The following is a 17,727-nucleotide window of genomic DNA, read 5'->3' as shown; positions in this document are numbered from 1 at the left end:
TTCCGTCCGCAATCCCTGACCGGTGGACGGAACCACTTGTTCTCTTTAACCACCCGTCTGGAGCCCCGCCGATGCCGGCCAGCACCACCACCGCCCCCGCCGTCCTCACCGCCAGGGCGCTGCTCCTGGACATGGACGGGACCATCGTCAATTCCGACGCGGTGGTCGAGCGCTGCTGGCGCGAGTGGGCGCTGTCGCACGGACTGGACCCGCAGGAGGCCATGAAGGTGGTCCACGGCCGGCAGGGCTACGCCACGATGGCGATCCTGCTGCCCGAGCGCCCGATGGAGCTCAACCACGCCGAGAACGCGGTGATGCTGGCACGGGAGACCGCCGACACCGACGGCGTGGTCCCCGTCGCGGGCGCCCCCGAGTTCATGGCCTCGCTCGCGGGCCTGCCGCACGCCCTCGTCACCTCGGCGGACGCCGCCCTGGCCGAGGCCCGGATGACGGCCGCCGGGCTTCCGATGCCGCCCGTGCGGGTCACCGCCGAGTCCGTCGGGGCCAGCAAGCCCGACCCCGAGGGCTTCCTCAAGGGCGCCGCCGAGCTGGGTGTGGATCCGGCCGACTGCGTGGTCTTCGAGGACTCCGGGGCCGGTATCGCGGCAGGCCTGGCGGCCGGCATGCGCGTGATCGGTGTCGGCCCCCGCGCCGCCGCGCACGGCCCGACGACCCGCGTCCCCGACCTGACCTCGGTCCGCGTCGGCCCCGCCGAGGACGGCACGGTCCGCCTCACCCTCACGCTGCCCGTATGACGCCCACGCGCCGCCCGCTCCCACCGCGCGTCCGGCGCAGGTAGTAGGCCCGGGTCACCACCGCCAGGAGCGGCCCCCAGGCGAGTATCGGGGCGTAGCAGACCCACAGGGCCCACGCGGCCGGGCCACTGGTCGCGAAGGTCTCGCCGGTGTCGTTCAACGGGGGGACGAAGCCGAACAGTTGGTTCAGGGTGGCGTACGCGGCGAGCGCCGTGACCAGGAAGGCGCCGACGGAAGCGCAGGTCACCGCCGTGCGGAGCGGCACCGTCCGCCCTCCGGCGAAAGGCACCCAACGGGGCAGCCGCTCACCCCAGGGTGCGACCAGCCCCAGGGTGAGCAGCGCCAGGCACTCGGCGACCAGGGAGAGCGAGAGCACGTACCACCGCTCCCCGGGCAGCCATACGTGCCCGGTGTGCCAGTCGGGCCAGCCGGCGACGAGCGCTATCCGCCACAGCCCCGAGGGCAGGGCGCACAGGGGGACGGCGTAAGCCGCCCACCTGATGTGGCGGGGCACGCCGTGGAGGGTCTGGGGGTGGCTGGCGGTCATCGTCGTTCCTCTCGCCCGATCTGGTACCGCCATGCTCGTCCCGGCGCGAAGGCCCCCACATCCCCCGCCGGTGGGGGCCGTCTCCCCCGCATGGGGGGGGAGCCCGGAGCGGCAAAGGGCGCCGGCATGACCCGCGGGCCGGCGAGGGGAGGGCGGGACGGCCGCAGGCGGCTACGGCCCGCCCTCCCCGCGAAGCGGGGGGATCCCCGACCGGCGCGGAGGATCCCGGATCGGCGCGGATCGGCACGGATTGTGCAAGATCAGGCCGAAACGGCACGATCAGCCCGTGATCGCCTCGTACAGCGAGAAGCCGGCCAGCGCCGCCATGACCACCGCGGCGATCTTGGTGATGAGCCTCAGCGGGACGTACTTCATCAGCGTGCGCCCGCCCAGGATTCCGATGCCCGCGACCGCCCAGAGCGCCAGCACCGCACCGAGGCCCACGGAGAGCGGGTCGTCGTACCGCGCCGCGAGGTTCGCCGTCATGATCTGGGTCAGGTCACCGAACTCGGCCACCAGGATGAGCATGAAACCGGCCCCCGAGACCTTCCAGAAGGACTGGTCCGCGGGCGGCTTGACCTCCTCGTCCTCGTCGTTCTTCTTCAGGAGCAGCATGGCCGCGCCCGCGAGGAAGAGGAGGCCGACGACGGCCTGGACGAGCCGGTGCGGGAGGAGCGTGAGGACGCTGCCCGCGGCGATGGCGAGGGCGACGTGCACGGCGAAGGCGGCGGCGACGCCCGCGAAGACGTAGGAGGCGCGGTAGCGGGTGCCGAGCATCAGGCCGGCGAGGGCCGTCTTGTCGGGGAGTTCGGCCAGGAAGACGACGCCGAAGGCGATCGCGAGGACGCTGAAGCTGAACACGGGGTGGGAACCTCGATCGGTCGGTCGGGCAGGACGCCGTCGGACCGAGAGACCAGGGTTCTTCAGGGGTCGCTTCGGCTCGGCGGCGCCCTGGGAGGCGTGATCACGTCACGCGCCACGCATCACATGCGTCGCGCGCGCCACGTCACATGGACAGGGCACTGCGGCCGAAGGTCTCGCTGGCCGGCCGCTGACGCGGTCTGCCTCCGGGCGCCGGCTGGGTGACCCAGCAGTATGTCGACGGTCCGGCGAAGAGCTACTCCCCTTCTGCTCCGTTCAGGGTACGCGACGGCACCGGCGGGGCGACGGCGTCCGGTATGTGAGTTTGACCCCACTCACCCCCGCTTCGATCCCGGCTTCGAGCGCCGGAATATCAACTTCCCCTTGAGTGGGGGACGTTGCCGCCCTTGATGTGACGTGCCCATGTCGGCAATCTGTCACCTGGTGCCCGTCCCCGCGACATCTGGCGCCGCCACCATGGCCGCGCCCCGCCGGGGCCGCACGGCCACACCCCCCGCACCCAGGGAGCCCTCCATGGCCCTCATATCCACCCGCACGCCCTCCGTCTACGCGCGTCGCATCGGGCGCGCGGGCGTCCTCGCGTCCGCCGTCGCCCTCGCCTCCCTCACCTCGCTCGTGAACGCTCCGGCCGCCCTGGCCGCTCCGCCCACCCCCATCACCGCCGCCGAGGCCCGCTCCTACCTGGCCACCGTCAATCCGGCGGCCGAGGGCTCCCTCACGGGCTACAGCCGCTCGCTGTTCCCCCACTGGAGCACGGTCTCCGGAACCTGCAACACCCGCGAGACGGTCCTCAAGCGCGACGGCGTGAACGTCGTGACCGACTCCTCCTGCGCCTCCGTGAGCGGCAGCTGGTACTCCGAGTACGACGGCGCCACCTGGACCGCCGCCTCCGACATCGACATCGACCACATGGTCCCGCTCGCCGAGGCCTGGCGCTCCGGGGCCAGCTCCTGGACCACCACGAAGCGCCAGCAGTTCGCCAACGACCTCACGCGGCCGCAGCTCATCGCCGTCACCGACAACGTCAACCAGGCCAAGGGCGACCTCGACCCCGGCAAGTGGCTGCCGCCGCGCACCGAGTACCGCTGCACGTACGCCCGCATGTGGGTCCAGGTGAAGCAGTACTGGGGCCTGAGGATGGACTCCGGGGAGAAGACGGCCCTGGTGAACCTCCTGAACGGCTGCTGACCCGAAGCCCCGCCCGGTCCGTTCCCGGTCACCGCCCGGCCCTCTCCGGGCCCCCTCGGGGAAGTCCCGGGATTTTCACCCGCGCTATCCCCCGCCAGGGGGAGGCCCAGCCCCCTCCCGCCCCTTACCGTGATCGAAAGGGCTGCCGAGGAGGGGGAGTTGGATGGCCGGGCTGCGACTGGGACCACTGCTGCGCTACGTCGACTGGGACACGGGCGACTCCGCCACGATATGGGTCGAGGCGGACCGCCCGTGCACGGCCGAGGTGCGGTGTGCCGACGGATCGGGCGGCAGCATCCGCACCTTCCAGATAGCCGGCCACCACTACGCACTGGTGCCGGTCACCGGCCTGACCCCGGGCACGACCACGGCGTACGAGGTACTGCTCGACGGCCGCCTCGTCTGGCCGGCGGACGGCGACGGCTTCCCGCCGAGCACCATCAGCACCCCCGCCGTGGGGGGAGGCCCCGGGCGGCCCGCCCCCGGGCTCCGCGTCACCTTCGGCTCCTGCCGTCAGGCGGCCCCGCCCGCCCGCCGGCGCGGGCCGCACGGGGCCGACGCCCTCGACACCCTCGCGGCGCGGCTGGCCCACCACCCCCAGGAAGTACGGCCCGACGTCCTGCTGCTGCTCGGCGACCAGGTGTACGCGGACCACCTCTCACGCGACACCCGCGAATGGCTCGCCGCGCGCCGCGACCTGCGGGAGGCACCGGGCGCGCAGGTCGCGGACTACGAGGAGTACACCCGGCTGTACTACGAGTCCTGGCTCGACCCGGAGATCCGCTGGCTCCTGTCGACGGTCCCCAGCCTGCACATATTCGACGACCACGACGTCATCGACGACTGGAACACCAGCGCGGCCTGGGTGGCGGAGATGCGGTCGACTCCGTGGTGGCCGGAGCGGGTGCTCAGCGGGCTGATGTCCTACTGGGTGTACCAGCACCTGGGCAACCTCTCCCCCGCCGAACTCGCCGCGGACACGGTGTACGCGGCCGTACGTTCCACCCCGGACGGCACCGACGCGCTGCGCGCCTTCGCGGCCTCGGCGGACGCCGACCCGGCTTCGGTGCGCTGGAGTTACCGGCGGGACTTCGGCCGGTCGAGGCTGCTGATGGTGGACACCCGGGCGGCCCGGGTGCTCGCCGAGGACGGACGGGCCATGCTCGACCCCGGGGAGCAGCTCTGGCTCCGGGAGAACGCGCTGGAGGGTCACGGGAATTACGACCACCTGCTGATCGGGTCCTCGCTGCCGTGGCTGATGCCCCCGCTGATCCATGACGCGGAAGTGTGGAATGCCGCGCTCTGCCGGGGGGAGCGCGGGGCGCGGTGGGCGCGCGTCGGGGAGGACCTGCGGCGGCGCAGCGATCTGGAGCACTGGGCGGCGTTCCCGGCGTCGTTCGCGGCGCTGAGCGACCTGATCGAGGAGGTGGGCACGGGCCCGAGGGCCCCGGCGACGGTCGCCGTCCTGTCCGGAGACGTCCATCACGCGTACGTGGCCGAGCCCCGAATACCGAGCACGGCCCGGGTGTTCCAGCTGACCTGTTCCCCCGTGCACAACTCCATCCACCGGGTGGTGAAGTGGGGGTTCCGGCTGGGCTGGTCGCGGCTGGGCCGGTGGCTGGGGCGCGGCTTCTCCCGGCACGGCCGGACGGGAAGGCCGCCGGTGAGCTGGCGCCGTACGGGTGGACCGTGGTTCGGCAACCAGCTGATGACGCTGGCCCTGGCGGGCCGCAGCGCCCGGCTGCGGCTGGACCAGGCCCGGTCGGGCCGGGCCGGGGCCCGGCTGGTGACGCTGCTGGACCGGGAACTCACCGCGGTGGAGTAGGCCACGGCTTCCCCGGGCCGACTCCGGGCGTACGCTGTATGGCTGTCAGCCGCCCCTGCCGCTCCCCGCGACGACGCGGCGCTTCGGACTGGGGAGTCCCGCTTTGCTTGAGACTCTGGGGTCGTTGACCACGAGCCCTTGGATCTACGCCGTGGTGGCGGTGTCGGTGGTGCTCGACGTGTTCCTGCCGGTGCTGCCGAGCGGGATGCTGGTGATCACCGCCGCCGCGGCCGCGGCGACGGGTGCACCCGCCCAGGCCCCCGACATCCGGCTCCTGCTGGTGGTCGCGGCGACAGCCTCCGTACTGGGCGACACGGCGGCGTACCGGCTGGCCCGGCGCGGCGGAGACCGGCTGGACCGGGCCATCGCCCGCTCCCGCCGGCTGACCCGCGCCCAGGAACGCCTGGGGACCGCCCTGGCGAGGGGCGGCGGCGCACTGGTGGTCATCGCCCGCTTCGCGCCGGCCGGCCGCTCGGTCGTCTCCCTTGGCGCGGGCCGGACGCGGCGCAAGGCGTCGGAGTTCCTGCCCTGGTCGGTGCTGGCGGGCATCAGCTGGGCGAGCTACAGCGTGTCGCTGGGCTACTTCGGCACCCAGTGGCTGGGCACGGCCTGGCTCGGCACCGCGGTCTCCCTGGCCGCCCTCTTCGCGGCGGGCTCCCTGGCCGCCTACCTCGTACGCCGCCGCCCCTCCCCGTCCCCGGCCCCGGCCTGACCCCAGCCCTCCCCGACCCCGCCCCCAGCCGGCCAGGCCCTCCCGCCACCACCGGGGCCTGCCCCACCCCTCCCGGACCGCGCCACCCGCACCGCACAGAACCCGGCCAGACCCCGCAGCGCCGCCCCACCCGGCCCCTGTCCCTGGCCCGCCCTTCCCGGACCGCCCGCACCGCACAGATCCCGGGCACTGCCTCGCGCGCCGCACCCCGGTCCGAGCCTGACCTGACCCGGCCTTTCCGGACGGCTCCGGACCCGCACAGAAGCCGGCCAGGCCCCGCACGGAACCCGGCAGGTCCTCCCGCCACCCACCCGGCCCCTCCCGGACCGCGCCCCACCCACACCGGTCCCGCCAGGCTCCGCCGCCTGCGCCGCGGCCCACCCCGGTCCGCACCTGACCCGCATCCCCGGGCGTAACCCGAGCAGACGTCGACAGGGATGCGCCGCCCCCCGAAGGGAGCAGGCCAGTCACCCGTTCACCCGGCAGGGATCGCCGCCTCCCTCAGGGGCTTCTAGCGTCCAGAAGACGGCGCACTCCCATCCGCATCCCCGTCCCCCGTCCGCATACGCATCCCGCCCCGTCCCTGGCCGCGCCGTTTCGACGAGCCCGAGGAGTTCCCTCCATGTCTTCCACGCGCACGCGCAACCGGAGCCGCCTGACCGGGATCGCCGCCGCGACACTCGTCGTCGCGGCCGTCACACCCGCCACGCTCGCCTCCGCCGCCCCCTCAGCCACCGTCTCCCCTGGCACCGTCGCCCCCGGCGGCCGCGTGAGTCTCAACGTCGACGGCTGCGACACCTCCACCGGCAGGGCCTCGTCCCGCGCTTTCGGCGACGTCTCGCTGGCTCCGGGCAGCCGGAACGCGAACAACCTCTTCGGCACGGCCACCGTCTACCGCGACGCCGCCGCCGGCTCCTACCCCGTCACCTTCGAGTGCGGCGGAACCGGGGGCCGCCGCGTCACGGTCACCCTCCACGTCAGCCCCGGCGCCGCCCGCGGCGGCCTCGGCGGCAGCGTCGAGTCCATGAGCCCGGGCCAGATCGCCCTGGGCGGCACCCTCACGGCCGGCGCGCTCGGCACCGGCATCTGGCTGCTGCGCCGCCGCTGGGCCCACGCGGGCTGACGGCCCGGTCAGACAGCAGCGGTCGTCCGGCCCCGGACCTGCACGCCGTCGAGCAGCGCGGCGGTAGCCTCCGCGACGGCGTCCACGGCGGCGTCGAAAACCTCCTGGTTGTGCGCGGCCGGGGCACGGAACCCGGACACCTTCCGTACGTACTGGAGCGCGGCCGCCCGGATCTCCTCCTCGGTGGCCTTCTCGGGGATGGCGGGCGGGCGCAGAGTCTTGATGGAGCGGCACATACCTCCACTATGGCGCGGCCGGCGGCAGCTCGGCCCCGGAAAGCTTCATGATGAGCCCGGCCTGGAGCCTTCCGCGCAGCTCCGGGTCGGACACCTCCTCCAGGAGGCCTATGGCCTGCTGGGTGCTCTCGGCGGCCCGCCGGTCCTCGCGCAGGGACGCGGTCTGGGCGGCCATGTGCCGCAGGGCCAGGTCGGCGCGCCGGTGGAACAGCTGCCCGACGAGCGTGACGACCAGGCCGGCGGAACTGGTGACGACCCCGATGTACGCGTCCCCCGTGCTCTCCGCCTTCCACACCGCGAGCCCGACCCCGAGGAGCAGCACGGCCGCGCCGACCCCGGCGAACCGCTGGCTCGTGGCGAAGCTGCTGCGCGCCTGCGTCAGGCCGTACGCGTAGTACTCCACGAGGATCGGCGTGAAGTCGTCATGCCCGTCCCCCAGCTCGGCCGACGCCCCTTGATGCGCCCCGGCGTCCACCAGCCGCGGATCCCCCGCCTCCCGCGGGCCCTCGCCCAACCGCGCGAGCAGCCGCGTCCGCTCGGCGTCCCGCTCCCGCTCGAACCGGCCCTGCCCCAGCAGGGCGACCACCAGCAGCCCGAGCCCCACCACCCCGAGCCCCGCGACCCAGACCCACTCCGCTCCCCCAGCCACACCTTCCAGATCCCCGTGTCACCGCGCGGGAAACCGGCCCGGAACCTAGACTGACGAACGCCCGGATCGTTCGGCACCAGGGACCCAGGGAGCCACACCATGGCCAAGCGAGGAAACAAGAAGCGCGCCCGCAAGAAGAAGAAGGCCAACCACGGCAAGCGCCCCAACGCCTGAACCCCAGACATGCGGAAGACCCCCCGCCGTGAACGGCGGGGGGTCTTCGTCACGTGTGGGCGCGGACGGTTTCGAACCGCCGACATCTGCTTTGTAAGAGCAGCGCTCTACCCCTGAGCTACGCACCCGTGGACGAGTGGACAGCCTACATGCAGGGCGGACCCCCCACGCAATCCCGTTCCCGTGGGGGAGAATGGACCGGGGCATGGGCGGACGGGGCACGGGAGAGGGATTGTGACGACGGCATCCCGGCGGTGGTTCGGTGGGCGGGACGAGAGTCGGCGGGCGGATGCGCAGGCGGCGAAGGATGCCGCGGCGGCCGCGTTCTACGAGCTGGACACCGCGCAGCGGGATCTGCGGATCTCCATCGAGACCATCGCCGCCGCCGACGGGTCTCCCGCGGCGCGGCAGGCCACCGAGGGGTTCGCCGCGCTCGGGCGGCGGATCGACGAGGTGAGCCACGCGTACATCGAGGCCGTCGACGCGCACGACCTGGACCGGGTCGACCTGGAGGGCTCCGTCGCGCACCAGGCGCGGCAGCAGTTGACCCGGGCACGGGACGAGCTGGTGCGGGTCAAGGGGGAGCTGGAGCGGTTCGCGCAGGGGCTGCAGCCACTGCTGGACAAGGCGGAGACGCAGCTGGCCCGGGTCGCGCCCGCGCGGGAGCGCGCGAAGGCCGCGCTGCTGGCGGCGAGTGACGCGCTGGACGCGGTACGGGCCCAGGGGATGCGGGCCGACGACCTCGCGGCGCGGCTGGCGGCGCTGGGGCCGGAGCTGACGAAGCTGAACCAGGGTGCGGCCCGGCACGGGGTGCAGGAGACCGTGCAGCGCGCCGACCGGATCCTGCGGGACGCGGAGACCGTACGGGCGGAGGCGGCGCGGCTGCCGGAGCGGGCCGCGGAGATCGACCGGCGGTTGGTGAGCCTGCGGACCCGGGCGCAGGCGCTGCGCAACCGGGCGGACCGCGTGGATCCGGTGCTCAGCGAGCTGAGGCGCCGCTTCAGCGCGGCCTGCTGGCAGGACCTCCAGCACGTCCCCGATCAGGCAGTACGCGATGTCGCGCGGGCCGAGGACCGGCTCGGGGAGGCCGCCCGGGCGCGGGAGGAACAGCGCTGGGCCGACGTATCGGCACTGGTCGAGGCGGTACGGGCCGCGCTGGACGCCACCGACGAGGCGGTGTCGGCCGCGCAGGACCGGCTCACGCGGCTGGAGGCGGTGGCGCGGGACCCCAAGGAGGAGGCGCAGCGGACCCGGTTCGCGATCCGGGACGCGCAGCGGCTGGCGATGGCCGGCCGGAGCGTGCCCGATCCGCGGCACGCGCGGCCGCTGGACGAGGCGGTGGCACGGATGGAGCGGGCGCTGGCCGGGCTGGAGGGGCGGCACCCGGACTACTGGCACTTCATCCAGGAGATGGAGCAGGTCCGGGCGGCGGTGGGCCGGGTGGTGTCGGACATCCGCGACCAGCGCGGGACCGGGTAGCCCGCCACCGGCCGGGCGCGCGGCCGGGACAGCGGGCGGCAGCATCCCCGACCAGGCCCGTAACCCTCCGCCGTTGCCCGAGGCCCGGCAGCGGTACGCCCGGAGCGTCGCCGGCCGGGTCCGTAGCCCCCGCGGTTGTCCGGGCGGGGGCGGCGGCGGATGCTGGAACGGAGCAGAGGAGGGCGTTATGGCTGCCCGCATGTTCCACCGGCCCCGCACGCGCTACGTGCCGCCCGCACTCCCCGCACGTCACGAGACCTACGCGCCGCACGCGGCGTACGGGTGCACGGAGCCCCACGAGCACTACGCGCCCTACGTACCCCACGAGCCGTACGGGCCGCCGCCCGGGCCGCGGGGCCCCCGCCTGGTGGAGCGTCTGCTGCACCCCGTCAACGCCCGGCTCGACGAGCACCTGCCCACCGACCACAAGCTCAGCAAGGTCTACCGGGTCGGCGCCGGCCTCACCGGCCTGCTGCTGATCGCCTTCGGGATCCTCGGGCTGATCGACCGGATCGGCTTCTTCGACACCGGTGGCGACACGGTGCTGGCCCTGAACACCAACGGCGCGCTGAGCGTCCTGTCGATCTGCATCGGCGGGCTGCTGTTCGCTGGGATGGTGATCGGCGGAACCTTCGCCTCCACCCTGAACATCGTGCTCGGGCTGGCCTTCATCGCGAGCGGGTTCGTCAACCTCGCCCTGCTGGACTCCAGCCTGAACTTCCTGGCGTTCCGGATCCAGAACGTGCTGTTCAGCTTCGTCGTCGGCGTGATGCTGATGTGGTTCGGGATGTACGGGCGGGTCGGCAGCGCCCTGCCGCACGACAATCCGTACTGGCGCGCCCGCCACCCCGACCAGGCGGCGCGCGAGCAGCGGGTCCGGGAGGGATTCCGGTCCGGCCGCGGCACTGCGTAGCCTGTGTGCATGCCTCGTTACGAATACCGCTGCCGGACCTGCGACGACACCTTTGAGGTCAGCCGGCCGATGGCCGAGTCGTCCGCGCCCGCCGACTGCCCCTCCGGGCACGCCGACACCGTCAAGCTGCTCTCCGCCGTCGCCGTCGGCGGGACCAGCAGTGCTCCCGCGCCGGCCGGCGGGGGCGGCTGCTGCGGTGGGGGCGGCTGCTGCTGACGCCCCCGGGGCGGCTCAGCGCTTGCGCGAGAGGGTCAGGCCGTCGGAGATCGCCAGCAGGACGGAGTCCATGCGGGTGTCGGCCATGGCGTGCTCGTTGAACGCGCGGACGCTCGCCCCCCGGCCGGTGGGCGACTCGTCGAGCACCGTGCCGTGGAACAGGGTGTTGTCGGTGACGATCAGCCCGCCCGGGCGCAGCCTCGGTACCAGTTCCTCCCAGTAGAGGATCTGGTTCTCCTTGTCTGCGTCCACGTACGCCATGTCGATGTGCGGCTCCGCCGGCATGGCGCGCAGGGTCTCCAGCGCGGGGGCGATGCGCAGCTCGATCCGGTCGGTGACGCCCGCCGCCCGCCACGCCTCGCGGGCATACGCCGTCCACTCCTGCGACACGTCACAGGTGATCAGGCGTCCGTCGGCCGGGAGGGCCTGGGCCATGGACAGGGCGGAGAAGCCGGTGAAGGTGCCGACCTCCACGATGTGGCGGGCTCCGGTCAGCCTGACCAGGAAGGCCAGCAGCGGTCCCTGTTCCTCCGCGGACTGCATGCCGGCCGACTCGGGGAACTTCTCCCAGGTGGTCCTGACCAGCCCCCGCTGGACCTCGTCCAGCGGGGGGTTGTGGGCCAGGACGTACTGGTAGAGCTCGTCAGTGATCTTGGTGCTGTTGCCCTTGGTCATGCGGTCAGTGTCGCAACGGCCCGGCCGAATTCCCGGACGATCTGCTCACCCGCCACGACTCCGGCCGCACTCAGGGCCGTCACCGTGGGAGCGGTCCAGCCCGCGTCGGCCAGCTCCCCGTGCCCGGGCCGCCAGGCCCGGTCGGCCGCCAGCAGCAGGTCGGCGTCCAGCAGCGAGTCGCCGGCGGCGAGGGTCGTGGAGGCGCCCGTGCGGCGGGCGATCTCCCGCATGGCGGCGCTCTTGGTCAGCGGCCGCGGGACGGCGTAGATCTTGCGGCCCTGGAGCGAGACCGTCCAGCCGCGCGCCGCGCACCACTCCGTCAGGGCCTTGAGCCACTCGTCGGGCACCAGGGCCCGCTCGACGACCAGGTACGCGAAGAGGTCCTCCGCCACGCGCGTCTTGCGCAGCCACACCGGATCGGACACGGCCAGCAGGTGCTGGTGCACCTCCTCCAGCGGGGCGCATTCCGCCGCGAGGCGTGCGGCCACCGCGCGCCGCCAGTCCCGGTCCGGGACGCCGTCCACCAGCAGCTGGCCGCCGTTGGCGCAGATCGCGTACCGGGCCGGGGGGCCGGGGAAGCGGATCCGCTGGTACTGCTTGCGCGTGCGGGTGGTGGTCGGGACGAACACCGCCGCCGGGTCGGCGGCCAGCCCGGCGAGCAGCGCCGCCGCCGTCTCCGTCATGTAGGACAGCGGCCTGCTCTCGTGCACCTCGACGCACAGCAGCCGGGGGGCCTCGGGGTCGGGCATGGTCAGGGCGAGGGCGGCCGACGAGTAGATGAGCGTACGGTCGAGGTCACTGGCTACGAGGACGGTCACTTGGAGGCCACAGCCTTTCCGTCGGCGCCCGTGGCGCCGCGCGTGAAGCGCGGGTGGATCAGTCCCACGCACATGTAGGGCAGGTCGTCGACCTCCTCGACCGGCACGCCGCGCTGCTCGGCGAGCAGGCGTACGTGGTCCAGGTCGGAGCCGGCCCCGCGCTGGGCCAGGATCTTCCACGGCACGCGGCGCAGCAGCACCCGGGTCGTCTCGCCGACGCCCGGCTTGACCAGGTTCACGTCGTGGATGCCGTACTCCTCGCTGATCCGTTCCACCGCCGCCCAGCCCGCCCAGGTCGGGGTGCGGTCGGCGGCGAGGAGCTCCTTGACCTCGGCGGCGACCGCGTCGGCGACCTCGTCGAAGCGGGCGGCCACGGTGTCGACGAAGGCGGCGGAGACATCGGCTCCGGCCAGCTCCCGGTAGAACTTCGCGCCGTGGAAGTCGCGGGGGCCGACCAGGTCGGACCTGAGCACCGTACGCGAGACGAGTCCGGAAACGGTGGAATTCAGGCAGGCGGAGGGGATCAGGAAGTCCTCGCGCGTGCCGTACGTGTCCACGCAGGACCCGGGGTCGGCGAGGACGACGATCTCCGGGTTGAAGCCTTCGAAGCCGGTCAGGGCCTCCCGCAGCTCGCGGGTGATGGCGCCCTTGCCGGTCCAGCCGTCGACGAAGACGACGTCGGCCGGGTCGTGGTGGGCGGCGAGCCAGCGCAGGGCGTTGGCGTCGATGCCGCGGCCGCGCACGATGGAGACGGCGTAGTGCGGCAGGTCCAGGCCGTGCCGGGCGCGGGCCCAGCGGCGCATCAGCACGCCGACGGGGGTCCCGGCGCGGGCCAGGGAGACCAGCACGGGCGAGGGGGAACGCTCGGCGAGCACGGTCTCGGTGACGGTGCCGACGGCACGGGCGATGCGCGCCGCCGAGGCGTCCAGGGCGCTGCGGTACAGCTCCTGGTACTGCGGCGAGGGCTGGTACTCGACGGGCAGGGACTCGGCGTAGTGGGCGCCGCCCGCCTGGATGGCCTCCTCGCGTTCCTCGGTCGGGGCCTCCAGCCGCACGCCGGACAGGTCCTGGAGGAGCCAGCCGACGTCCTCGGAGGCGTACGAGGAGAAGGCCGGCCCCCGCAGCGGTTCGGGCAGCGGCGGCTCGGTCACGGTCGGCTCCTGCCGGTCGGGTACGTAGGACGGTACGACGGCCAGGACGACCCGGCCGGTGTGCGGTGCCAGCCGGGCGAGCAGTCCCGCGTGGAGCCGGGGCGTGTCCCCGGCGGAGTCGACGACGGCGACGACGGTGTCGAAACCGGCCCCGGCGACGTTGTAGGCGTAGCGTTCCCCGGGCCCGTCGGCGGGGTCGTCGTGGGCCGGGAAGACCAGCCGGGTCCGGATCGCGTAGCCGGGGTCGTCCACGGCGAGCACGGGCGAGCGGGTGGTGGTGGAGAACCGCACCTCGCGTGCCGCGCCGGACTGCTCCAGGGCCCGCGCGAGGCGCAGCGGCGCGTACATCAGCTCCTCGTTGCCGAGTACGAGGACCCTCCCGGGCCGCTCGCCCAGCGCGCCCGCGAGCCGCGCGGCCATGGCGGGCAGGGCGGCCTCCAGCGTCTCGCGGTGCGCGGGGGTGAAGCCGTGGCGGCCGCCGTCCGGCAGCCCCGCGGGCCAGCCGAGCCGGACCCGGGTGACCGCCGGCGGAACGCCCGTCCCCGTCCCGGCGGCGGCGGCGGCGTCGGCGTCGGCGTCGGCGGCCTCGTGCTCCTCGACCAGGGCCCGTCCCTTGGCGAGGACCCCGTCCGGGAGGGAGACCGTCCCGGACGCCAGGGCGATCAGGTCGACCCGCGCGCCGAGCTCGGCGGCGAAGGCGGTGAGGCGGTCGCGGTCGGCGGCCGAGCGCATGTCGACGAGGGCGACGACCACGTAGTGCGCGCGGGGGTGGCGGGTGTGGAGGTCGCGGATGGTGTTCAGGACGGTGTTGCCGGTGGAGAACTCGTCGTCGACGAGGACCAGCGGCCCCTGCCCGGCCAGCAGCGCGGGGTCCTCGGGCAGCAGGAGGTGCGAGGTGGCGTGCGAGTGGGCCTCCTCGAACCCGCCGGCGGGCCGCAGCCCCGGCACCGGGCGGCGCGTGGAGTGCAGGTAGGGGGCGGGGCCCAGGCCGTCGGCGACGCAGTGGCCGAGGCCGGTGGCGGTTTCGGCGTAGCCGAGGACCACCGCGGCGGCGGCGGATTCCCCGAGCAGCTCGCGGACCCGTACGCCCAGCCCGTGGCCGGCGGCGTACACGGCTTCGGGCGACTGTGGGACGTGCTTGCCCAGGACCCGTGAGACGAGCAGGTGCGCCCGCTTCGGATTGTGCCGCAGGGCCAGCCCGAGCAGCTCCTTCAGCCGCGGCGATGTCTCGCCGGCGGCTTGGCTCAGGTCCACGCCCAGCCGCTCGGCGACCCAGGTTCCCGACCACACCGTGTCGATGGTCTTGCCCTTCCTCGTCATGGCCGGCCGGCTCACACCTGGAGCCCGGCCGTCAGGAGGTCGACGAAGCCGACCTCCTCCTTCGCCACACCGAAGACCTCGGCGCGCAGCATGGTGCGCTCGGCCCAGGCTCGGTGGGGCTTCACCTCGTTCATCTTGTTCGTGTAGGCGGAGCGCATCACGCCGCCGCCGCCGCGCTCGGGGCGCAGGATGTCCTGGGCGTCGCTGAACTCCTCGTGGGAGACCACCGACAGCGCGTGCACCGGAGTGACGTGGGCCGGGTGGATGCACGTCTTGCCGAGCAGCCCGTTGGCGCGGTCGAGCTCGATCTCGCGCAGCAGCCCGTCGAGGTCGTGTTCGATCAGGGCGGTGCGCAGTTCCTCCACGCCCTCCTCCAGGAAGGGGCTGCGGCGCAGCTGCGGCTTGAAGAGGCGCTGCTGGCTGCGGAAGTACTCCCAGACGGGGCCGGTGACGGTGAAGCCGGTGCCGTCGGCGCGGCTGAGGACGTTGACGACGTCGGCGATGACCCCGGCGACGATCTGGACGTCGTAGGCGGTCATGTCGGGGGTGCGGCGCAGTCCGTAGAGGGAGCAGAAGTCGGTGACGCCCAGGCGCAGGGCGAGGACCCGCTCGCGGTAGCGGTTGACGGTGCGCGAGATGCCGGCGAGGGCCTCGACCCGGGTTTCGAGGTGGAGGAGGTCGGGGGTCTCCAGGACCGGCATGGCGTACAGCCGGGGCAGTCCGGCGGCCGCCTCGGCGTGGGCGACGGCGTCGAGGAAGGCCGTTCCACGGCTTTCGGTGAACTTGGGTAGTACGAATCCGGCCAGGTTGTGCACCGAGCGGCCTAGCCGCCGGACGAGATCGGGTATCTGCTCGGGGGTGCGGACGCGGATGAAGAGGAGCGGCAGCCCGGCGGGGTCCGCCCCCTCGGTGTCGAGGGCAGCGAACTGCCGGACGAGGTTCTCCTCGCCGTCCACCACGTCGGCGTCGCTGATGGAATCCTCCAGGCAGAGGACCATGGAGACGACGCCGCGGCCGGCCTGCTTGCGGATGTCCTCGGCCAGCTTCGGCCGGATGGCCGGGCTGTAGAGGGTCGCTCCGAGGGCGGCGGCCAGGGTGCGGGCCGGGGAGGCCAGGGTGAACTCGGCCGGCTCCTGGTGGAAGAGGTCCTTTCGGACGGTGGGCGATATGTGCCCGAAGTGACGCATGTGCTTCCCCCGTACTGCCTCGGCGGCCCAACTGGCGTGGCCGGTAATAGTACGTACGAACGCGAGTCAAGAGTTCCTCGAGCACATGAAGTTCAGGTAACCCTCTTGCACCATGCCCAGCTCCCGCTCTCGGAACAAGGCCCTACGGGGGGCCGCATTGTCCCGGTCGGCCCCGGGAGGGCAGGATGACGGGCATGACGCACGCGATGCAGAAGGGCTCCAACATCCCGGTGACCGCCACGGCGGTACGGGCGGTGCTGCGCTGGACCACCGGACCCGAGGTGCCGGACGTGGACGCCTCCGCGCTGCTCGTGGGAGCGGACGGGCGCGTGCGCTCGGACGAGGACTTCGTGTTCTACAACCAGCCCCGGCACCCCTCGGGGTCCGTGTGGCGCCTGGGCAAGAAGCAGGTGGGCAACGGGGTCACCGACGCCGTCCAGGCGGATCTGCGTGCCGTTCCTCCGGTCGTGGACCGGGTCCTGGTGGTGGCCTCCGCCGAGGACGTGCCCTTCGAGCAGGTCCGCGACCTGCGCATCCAGCTGTACGACGCCACCCCGGGCGGCGCTCCCGAGCCGCTGGCCCACTTCGACGTCCACCCGGAGACCGGCGCCGAGACGGCGCTGATCTGCGGGGAGCTGTACCGCCGGGGCGAGGCGTGGAAGTTCCGCGCCCTGGGCGAGGGCTACTCCGACGGCCTGGTGGGGCTGGCCACCGACCACGGCATCTCCGTCGACGAGAACGCCGCCGAGGCGGCCGGTTCCGGCGGGGAGCCGGCCCCGGCCACCGCCCCGGCCCCGGGGTCGGAGCAGACCGCCGCCATGCGCCCTCCGGCGCCGGCGCCGGTCACCCAGGCCCCGCCGGCCGCCCCGCCGGCCTACGGCTATCCGCAGCCGGTGTCCCCCGCCCCGGTGCCGGCTCCGGGCGGCGACCCGTCCTTCCGGCTGCCGGTGCAAGGTCCGCAGTTCGTCCGCCGCTGAACGGGCGGGGGCCGCGCGGCCCCCGCGCTCAGGCCTTGGTGCTCTTGTAGCCCCGGCCCCACTGGAGCCCCCAGCCGTACAGCCGGTCCAGCTCGGCCTGGAACCCGTACACGAACTTCACCTCGCGGCGGACGAGCAGCTCGCCCTTGACGTTCTCCAGGGAGAGGACCGCGCAGGAGCGGGCCTGCGGGTGCCGCTCGTCCAGCGGGATCTCGATCCTGGGTCCGGCGGTCGGGTAGAGGGTGACCAGGGCGTGGGTCCGGTCGAAGGCCGGGGTCTGGTCGTAGATGTAGACGAAGACGAGCAGCCGTTTGATCTCGGCGGCGTGGTCGAGGTTGATGTACAGGGTCTCCCCCGAGCCCGAACCGAACCGGTCGTCGCCGCTGAGCTTCACGTACGGCGGGTCGTTGAGGTCGCCGAGCAGGTTGCCCAGGGGCTGTACGGCGCCCCGGGTGCCGTCGGTCAGCTCGTAGAGACAGCCCATGTCCAGGTCCACGTTGACCATGCCCTGGGTGTGGGCCTGCACGATGTCCGGTTTGAAGAGTTTGAACGGATGCCGGAAGAGCTGGCCGCTCTGGCCGGAGCGGCCGCCGAAGTCGGAGGTGCGCATCCGCCAGGAGAGGTTCACGCGCATGTTGCCGTGGACGGCCTGCTGTTTGGTGAGCGACACCGTCGGGTGCCGTTTGGTCAGCTCGATGGCGTTCGACGAGGCGTTGCCCGAGTCGAAGCCCATGGCGCGAGCGCCCCTGATCCCGTCGAAGAACCCCATGTGTTCCAACCCCCCGGGTCGGTCGGTGCGGAAATGCGGCGGGGGGGGGGGGGGGGGGGGGGGGGGGGGGGGGGGGGGGGGGGGGGGGGGGGGGGGGGGGGGGGGGGGGGGGGGGGGGGGGGGGGGGGGGG

Annotated in this window: 19 protein-coding genes and 1 tRNA gene; 10 read left to right on the top strand and 10 right to left on the bottom strand. The window is 73.5% G+C overall.

Translation table 11 applies throughout. The features are described from left to right. Nucleotides 1-71: 71 nt before the first annotated feature. Nucleotides 72-755 (top strand): HAD-IA family hydrolase, encoded by a 684-nt coding sequence (locus ACZ4WZ_RS25575; RefSeq protein ID WP_467893777.1) that lies wholly within the window; start codon nucleotides 72-74, stop codon nucleotides 753-755. Here ACZ4WZ_RS25575 and ACZ4WZ_RS25570 read toward each other — a convergent pair. Together ACZ4WZ_RS25570 and ACZ4WZ_RS25565 are read right to left on the bottom strand one after the other, a co-directional pair. Then, the gene (locus ACZ4WZ_RS25570) at nucleotides 739-1,302 is read right to left on the bottom strand and encodes a hypothetical protein (protein ID WP_467893775.1); all 564 of its coding nucleotides are present in this window, start codon (nucleotides 1,300-1,302) and stop codon (nucleotides 739-741) included. The genes ACZ4WZ_RS25575 and ACZ4WZ_RS25570 overlap by 17 nt on opposite strands. Before the next feature lie 279 nt (nucleotides 1,303-1,581). Beyond that, the gene (locus ACZ4WZ_RS25565) at nucleotides 1,582-2,163 is read right to left on the bottom strand and encodes a TMEM165/GDT1 family protein (protein WP_467893773.1); all 582 of its coding nucleotides are present in this window, start codon (nucleotides 2,161-2,163) and stop codon (nucleotides 1,582-1,584) included. Nucleotides 2,164-2,697: 534 nt separating this feature from the next. Here ACZ4WZ_RS25565 and ACZ4WZ_RS25560 point away from each other — a divergent pair. The 4 genes from ACZ4WZ_RS25560 (at nucleotide 2,698) to ACZ4WZ_RS25545 (ending at nucleotide 7,032) form a co-directional block, all read left to right on the top strand. Further along, on the top strand, nucleotides 2,698-3,372 hold the full coding sequence (locus ACZ4WZ_RS25560; RefSeq protein WP_467893771.1) for an HNH endonuclease family protein: 675 nt from the start codon (nucleotides 2,698-2,700) through the stop codon (nucleotides 3,370-3,372). 163 nt (nucleotides 3,373-3,535) lie between these two features. Then, on the top strand, nucleotides 3,536-5,197 hold the full coding sequence (locus tag ACZ4WZ_RS25555; RefSeq protein ID WP_467893769.1) for an alkaline phosphatase D family protein: 1,662 nt from the start codon (nucleotides 3,536-3,538) through the stop codon (nucleotides 5,195-5,197). Nucleotides 5,198-5,300: 103 nt separating this feature from the next. Next, nucleotides 5,301-5,909, top strand: a complete 609-nt coding sequence (locus ACZ4WZ_RS25550; RefSeq protein ID WP_467893767.1) for a DedA family protein — start codon at nucleotides 5,301-5,303, stop codon at nucleotides 5,907-5,909. A 622-nt stretch (nucleotides 5,910-6,531) separates the two neighbouring features. Next, nucleotides 6,532-7,032 (top strand): hypothetical protein, encoded by a 501-nt coding sequence (locus tag ACZ4WZ_RS25545; RefSeq protein WP_467893766.1) that lies wholly within the window; start codon nucleotides 6,532-6,534, stop codon nucleotides 7,030-7,032. Between the two features lie 8 nt (nucleotides 7,033-7,040). Here the strand turns inward: ACZ4WZ_RS25545 and ACZ4WZ_RS25540 are convergent, their stop codons facing one another. Both ACZ4WZ_RS25540 and ACZ4WZ_RS25535 read right to left on the bottom strand, forming a co-directional pair. Continuing rightward, nucleotides 7,041-7,268 (bottom strand): DUF2277 domain-containing protein, encoded by a 228-nt coding sequence (locus ACZ4WZ_RS25540; protein ID WP_467893764.1) that lies wholly within the window; start codon nucleotides 7,266-7,268, stop codon nucleotides 7,041-7,043. 7 nt (nucleotides 7,269-7,275) lie between these two features. Next, nucleotides 7,276-7,917, bottom strand: coding sequence for a TRADD-N-associated membrane domain-containing protein (locus tag ACZ4WZ_RS25535; RefSeq protein WP_467893762.1), 642 nt, complete (start codon nucleotides 7,915-7,917; stop codon nucleotides 7,276-7,278). Nucleotides 7,918-8,016: 99 nt separating this feature from the next. Here ACZ4WZ_RS25535 and ACZ4WZ_RS25530 point away from each other — a divergent pair, with 99 nt between their 5' ends. Continuing rightward, on the top strand, nucleotides 8,017-8,091 hold the full coding sequence (locus ACZ4WZ_RS25530; protein WP_099895366.1) for a 50S ribosomal protein bL37: 75 nt from the start codon (nucleotides 8,017-8,019) through the stop codon (nucleotides 8,089-8,091). A gap of 56 nt (nucleotides 8,092-8,147) precedes the next feature. On the opposite strand, the gene ACZ4WZ_RS25525 is transcribed toward ACZ4WZ_RS25530, so the two are convergent. Then, nucleotides 8,148-8,219 (bottom strand) — tRNA-Val (locus ACZ4WZ_RS25525). A gap of 106 nt (nucleotides 8,220-8,325) precedes the next feature. On the opposite strand from ACZ4WZ_RS25525, the gene ACZ4WZ_RS25520 reads away from it, so the two are divergent. The 3 genes from ACZ4WZ_RS25520 (at nucleotide 8,326) to ACZ4WZ_RS25510 (ending at nucleotide 10,699) form a co-directional block, all read left to right on the top strand. Next, nucleotides 8,326-9,570, top strand: coding sequence for a hypothetical protein (locus ACZ4WZ_RS25520; protein WP_467893760.1), 1,245 nt, complete (start codon nucleotides 8,326-8,328; stop codon nucleotides 9,568-9,570). A 187-nt stretch (nucleotides 9,571-9,757) separates the two neighbouring features. Beyond that, on the top strand, nucleotides 9,758-10,483 hold the full coding sequence (locus ACZ4WZ_RS25515) for a DUF4383 domain-containing protein (protein ID WP_467893758.1): 726 nt from the start codon (nucleotides 9,758-9,760) through the stop codon (nucleotides 10,481-10,483). A gap of 9 nt (nucleotides 10,484-10,492) precedes the next feature. After that, complete coding sequence (locus ACZ4WZ_RS25510) at nucleotides 10,493-10,699, top strand: FmdB family zinc ribbon protein (protein ID WP_467893756.1); 207 nt, start codon at nucleotides 10,493-10,495, stop codon at nucleotides 10,697-10,699. A gap of 15 nt (nucleotides 10,700-10,714) precedes the next feature. Here the strand turns inward: ACZ4WZ_RS25510 and ACZ4WZ_RS25505 are convergent, their stop codons facing one another. From ACZ4WZ_RS25505 to ACZ4WZ_RS25490, 4 genes are read right to left on the bottom strand one after another with little or no spacing between them, the layout of a single operon-like run. Continuing rightward, a complete protein-coding gene (locus tag ACZ4WZ_RS25505; protein ID WP_467893754.1) occupies nucleotides 10,715-11,374 on the bottom strand; it encodes an O-methyltransferase in 660 nt (219 codons plus the stop codon). Continuing rightward, nucleotides 11,371-12,192, bottom strand: a complete 822-nt coding sequence (locus tag ACZ4WZ_RS25500; protein ID WP_467893752.1) for an HAD family hydrolase — start codon at nucleotides 12,190-12,192, stop codon at nucleotides 11,371-11,373. Before ACZ4WZ_RS25500 ends, ACZ4WZ_RS25505 begins: the two co-directional genes overlap by 4 nt. Next, nucleotides 12,189-14,663 carry a phosphoribosyltransferase gene (locus ACZ4WZ_RS25495; protein ID WP_467893750.1) on the bottom strand — a complete coding sequence of 825 codons (2,475 nt, stop codon included), beginning with the start codon at nucleotides 14,661-14,663 and terminating at the stop codon, nucleotides 12,189-12,191. The genes ACZ4WZ_RS25500 and ACZ4WZ_RS25495 overlap by 4 nt, the downstream gene beginning before the upstream one ends. Before the next feature lie 11 nt (nucleotides 14,664-14,674). Continuing rightward, nucleotides 14,675-15,850 carry an HpcH/HpaI aldolase/citrate lyase family protein gene (locus ACZ4WZ_RS25490; RefSeq protein ID WP_467893748.1) on the bottom strand — a complete coding sequence of 392 codons (1,176 nt, stop codon included), beginning with the start codon at nucleotides 15,848-15,850 and terminating at the stop codon, nucleotides 14,675-14,677. A gap of 194 nt (nucleotides 15,851-16,044) precedes the next feature. Here ACZ4WZ_RS25490 and ACZ4WZ_RS25485 point away from each other — a divergent pair, with 194 nt between their 5' ends. After that, on the top strand, nucleotides 16,045-16,827 hold the full coding sequence (locus ACZ4WZ_RS25485) for a TerD family protein (protein WP_467893746.1): 783 nt from the start codon (nucleotides 16,045-16,047) through the stop codon (nucleotides 16,825-16,827). A gap of 28 nt (nucleotides 16,828-16,855) precedes the next feature. Here ACZ4WZ_RS25485 and ACZ4WZ_RS25480 read toward each other — a convergent pair whose 3' ends face one another. Then, nucleotides 16,856-17,596: a TerD family protein gene (locus ACZ4WZ_RS25480; protein ID WP_388936142.1), complete on the bottom strand. Its 741-nt coding sequence runs from the start codon at nucleotides 17,594-17,596 to the stop codon at nucleotides 16,856-16,858. Between the last annotated feature and the right edge of the window lie 131 nt (nucleotides 17,597-17,727).

It is taken from the genome of Streptomyces sp. NPDC029122, assembly GCF_055569445.1.
The sequence above is the reverse complement of the archived record's forward strand: the minus strand, read 5'-3'. Positions and strand labels throughout refer to the sequence as shown.

Coding starts and splice junctions, on each gene's coding strand:
- ACZ4WZ_RS25490 (WP_467893748.1), bottom strand. CDS start 15,850: ATGCGTCACTTCGGGCACATATCGCCCACCGTCCGAAAGGACCTCTTC.
- ACZ4WZ_RS25480 (WP_388936142.1), bottom strand. CDS start 17,596: ATGGGGTTCTTCGACGGGATCAGGGGCGCTCGCGCCATGGGCTTCGAC.
- ACZ4WZ_RS25545 (WP_467893766.1), top strand. CDS start 6,532: ATGTCTTCCACGCGCACGCGCAACCGGAGCCGCCTGACCGGGATCGCC.
- ACZ4WZ_RS25505 (WP_467893754.1), bottom strand. CDS start 11,374: ATGACCAAGGGCAACAGCACCAAGATCACTGACGAGCTCTACCAGTAC.
- ACZ4WZ_RS25495 (WP_467893750.1), bottom strand. CDS start 14,663: ATGACGAGGAAGGGCAAGACCATCGACACGGTGTGGTCGGGAACCTGG.
- ACZ4WZ_RS25510 (WP_467893756.1), top strand. CDS start 10,493: ATGCCTCGTTACGAATACCGCTGCCGGACCTGCGACGACACCTTTGAG.
- ACZ4WZ_RS25570 (WP_467893775.1), bottom strand. CDS start 1,302: ATGACCGCCAGCCACCCCCAGACCCTCCACGGCGTGCCCCGCCACATC.
- ACZ4WZ_RS25485 (WP_467893746.1), top strand. CDS start 16,045: ATGACGCACGCGATGCAGAAGGGCTCCAACATCCCGGTGACCGCCACG.
- ACZ4WZ_RS25515 (WP_467893758.1), top strand. CDS start 9,758: ATGGCTGCCCGCATGTTCCACCGGCCCCGCACGCGCTACGTGCCGCCC.
- ACZ4WZ_RS25540 (WP_467893764.1), bottom strand. CDS start 7,268: ATGTGCCGCTCCATCAAGACTCTGCGCCCGCCCGCCATCCCCGAGAAG.
- ACZ4WZ_RS25575 (WP_467893777.1), top strand. CDS start 72: ATGCCGGCCAGCACCACCACCGCCCCCGCCGTCCTCACCGCCAGGGCG.
- ACZ4WZ_RS25555 (WP_467893769.1), top strand. CDS start 3,536: ATGGCCGGGCTGCGACTGGGACCACTGCTGCGCTACGTCGACTGGGAC.
- ACZ4WZ_RS25560 (WP_467893771.1), top strand. CDS start 2,698: ATGGCCCTCATATCCACCCGCACGCCCTCCGTCTACGCGCGTCGCATC.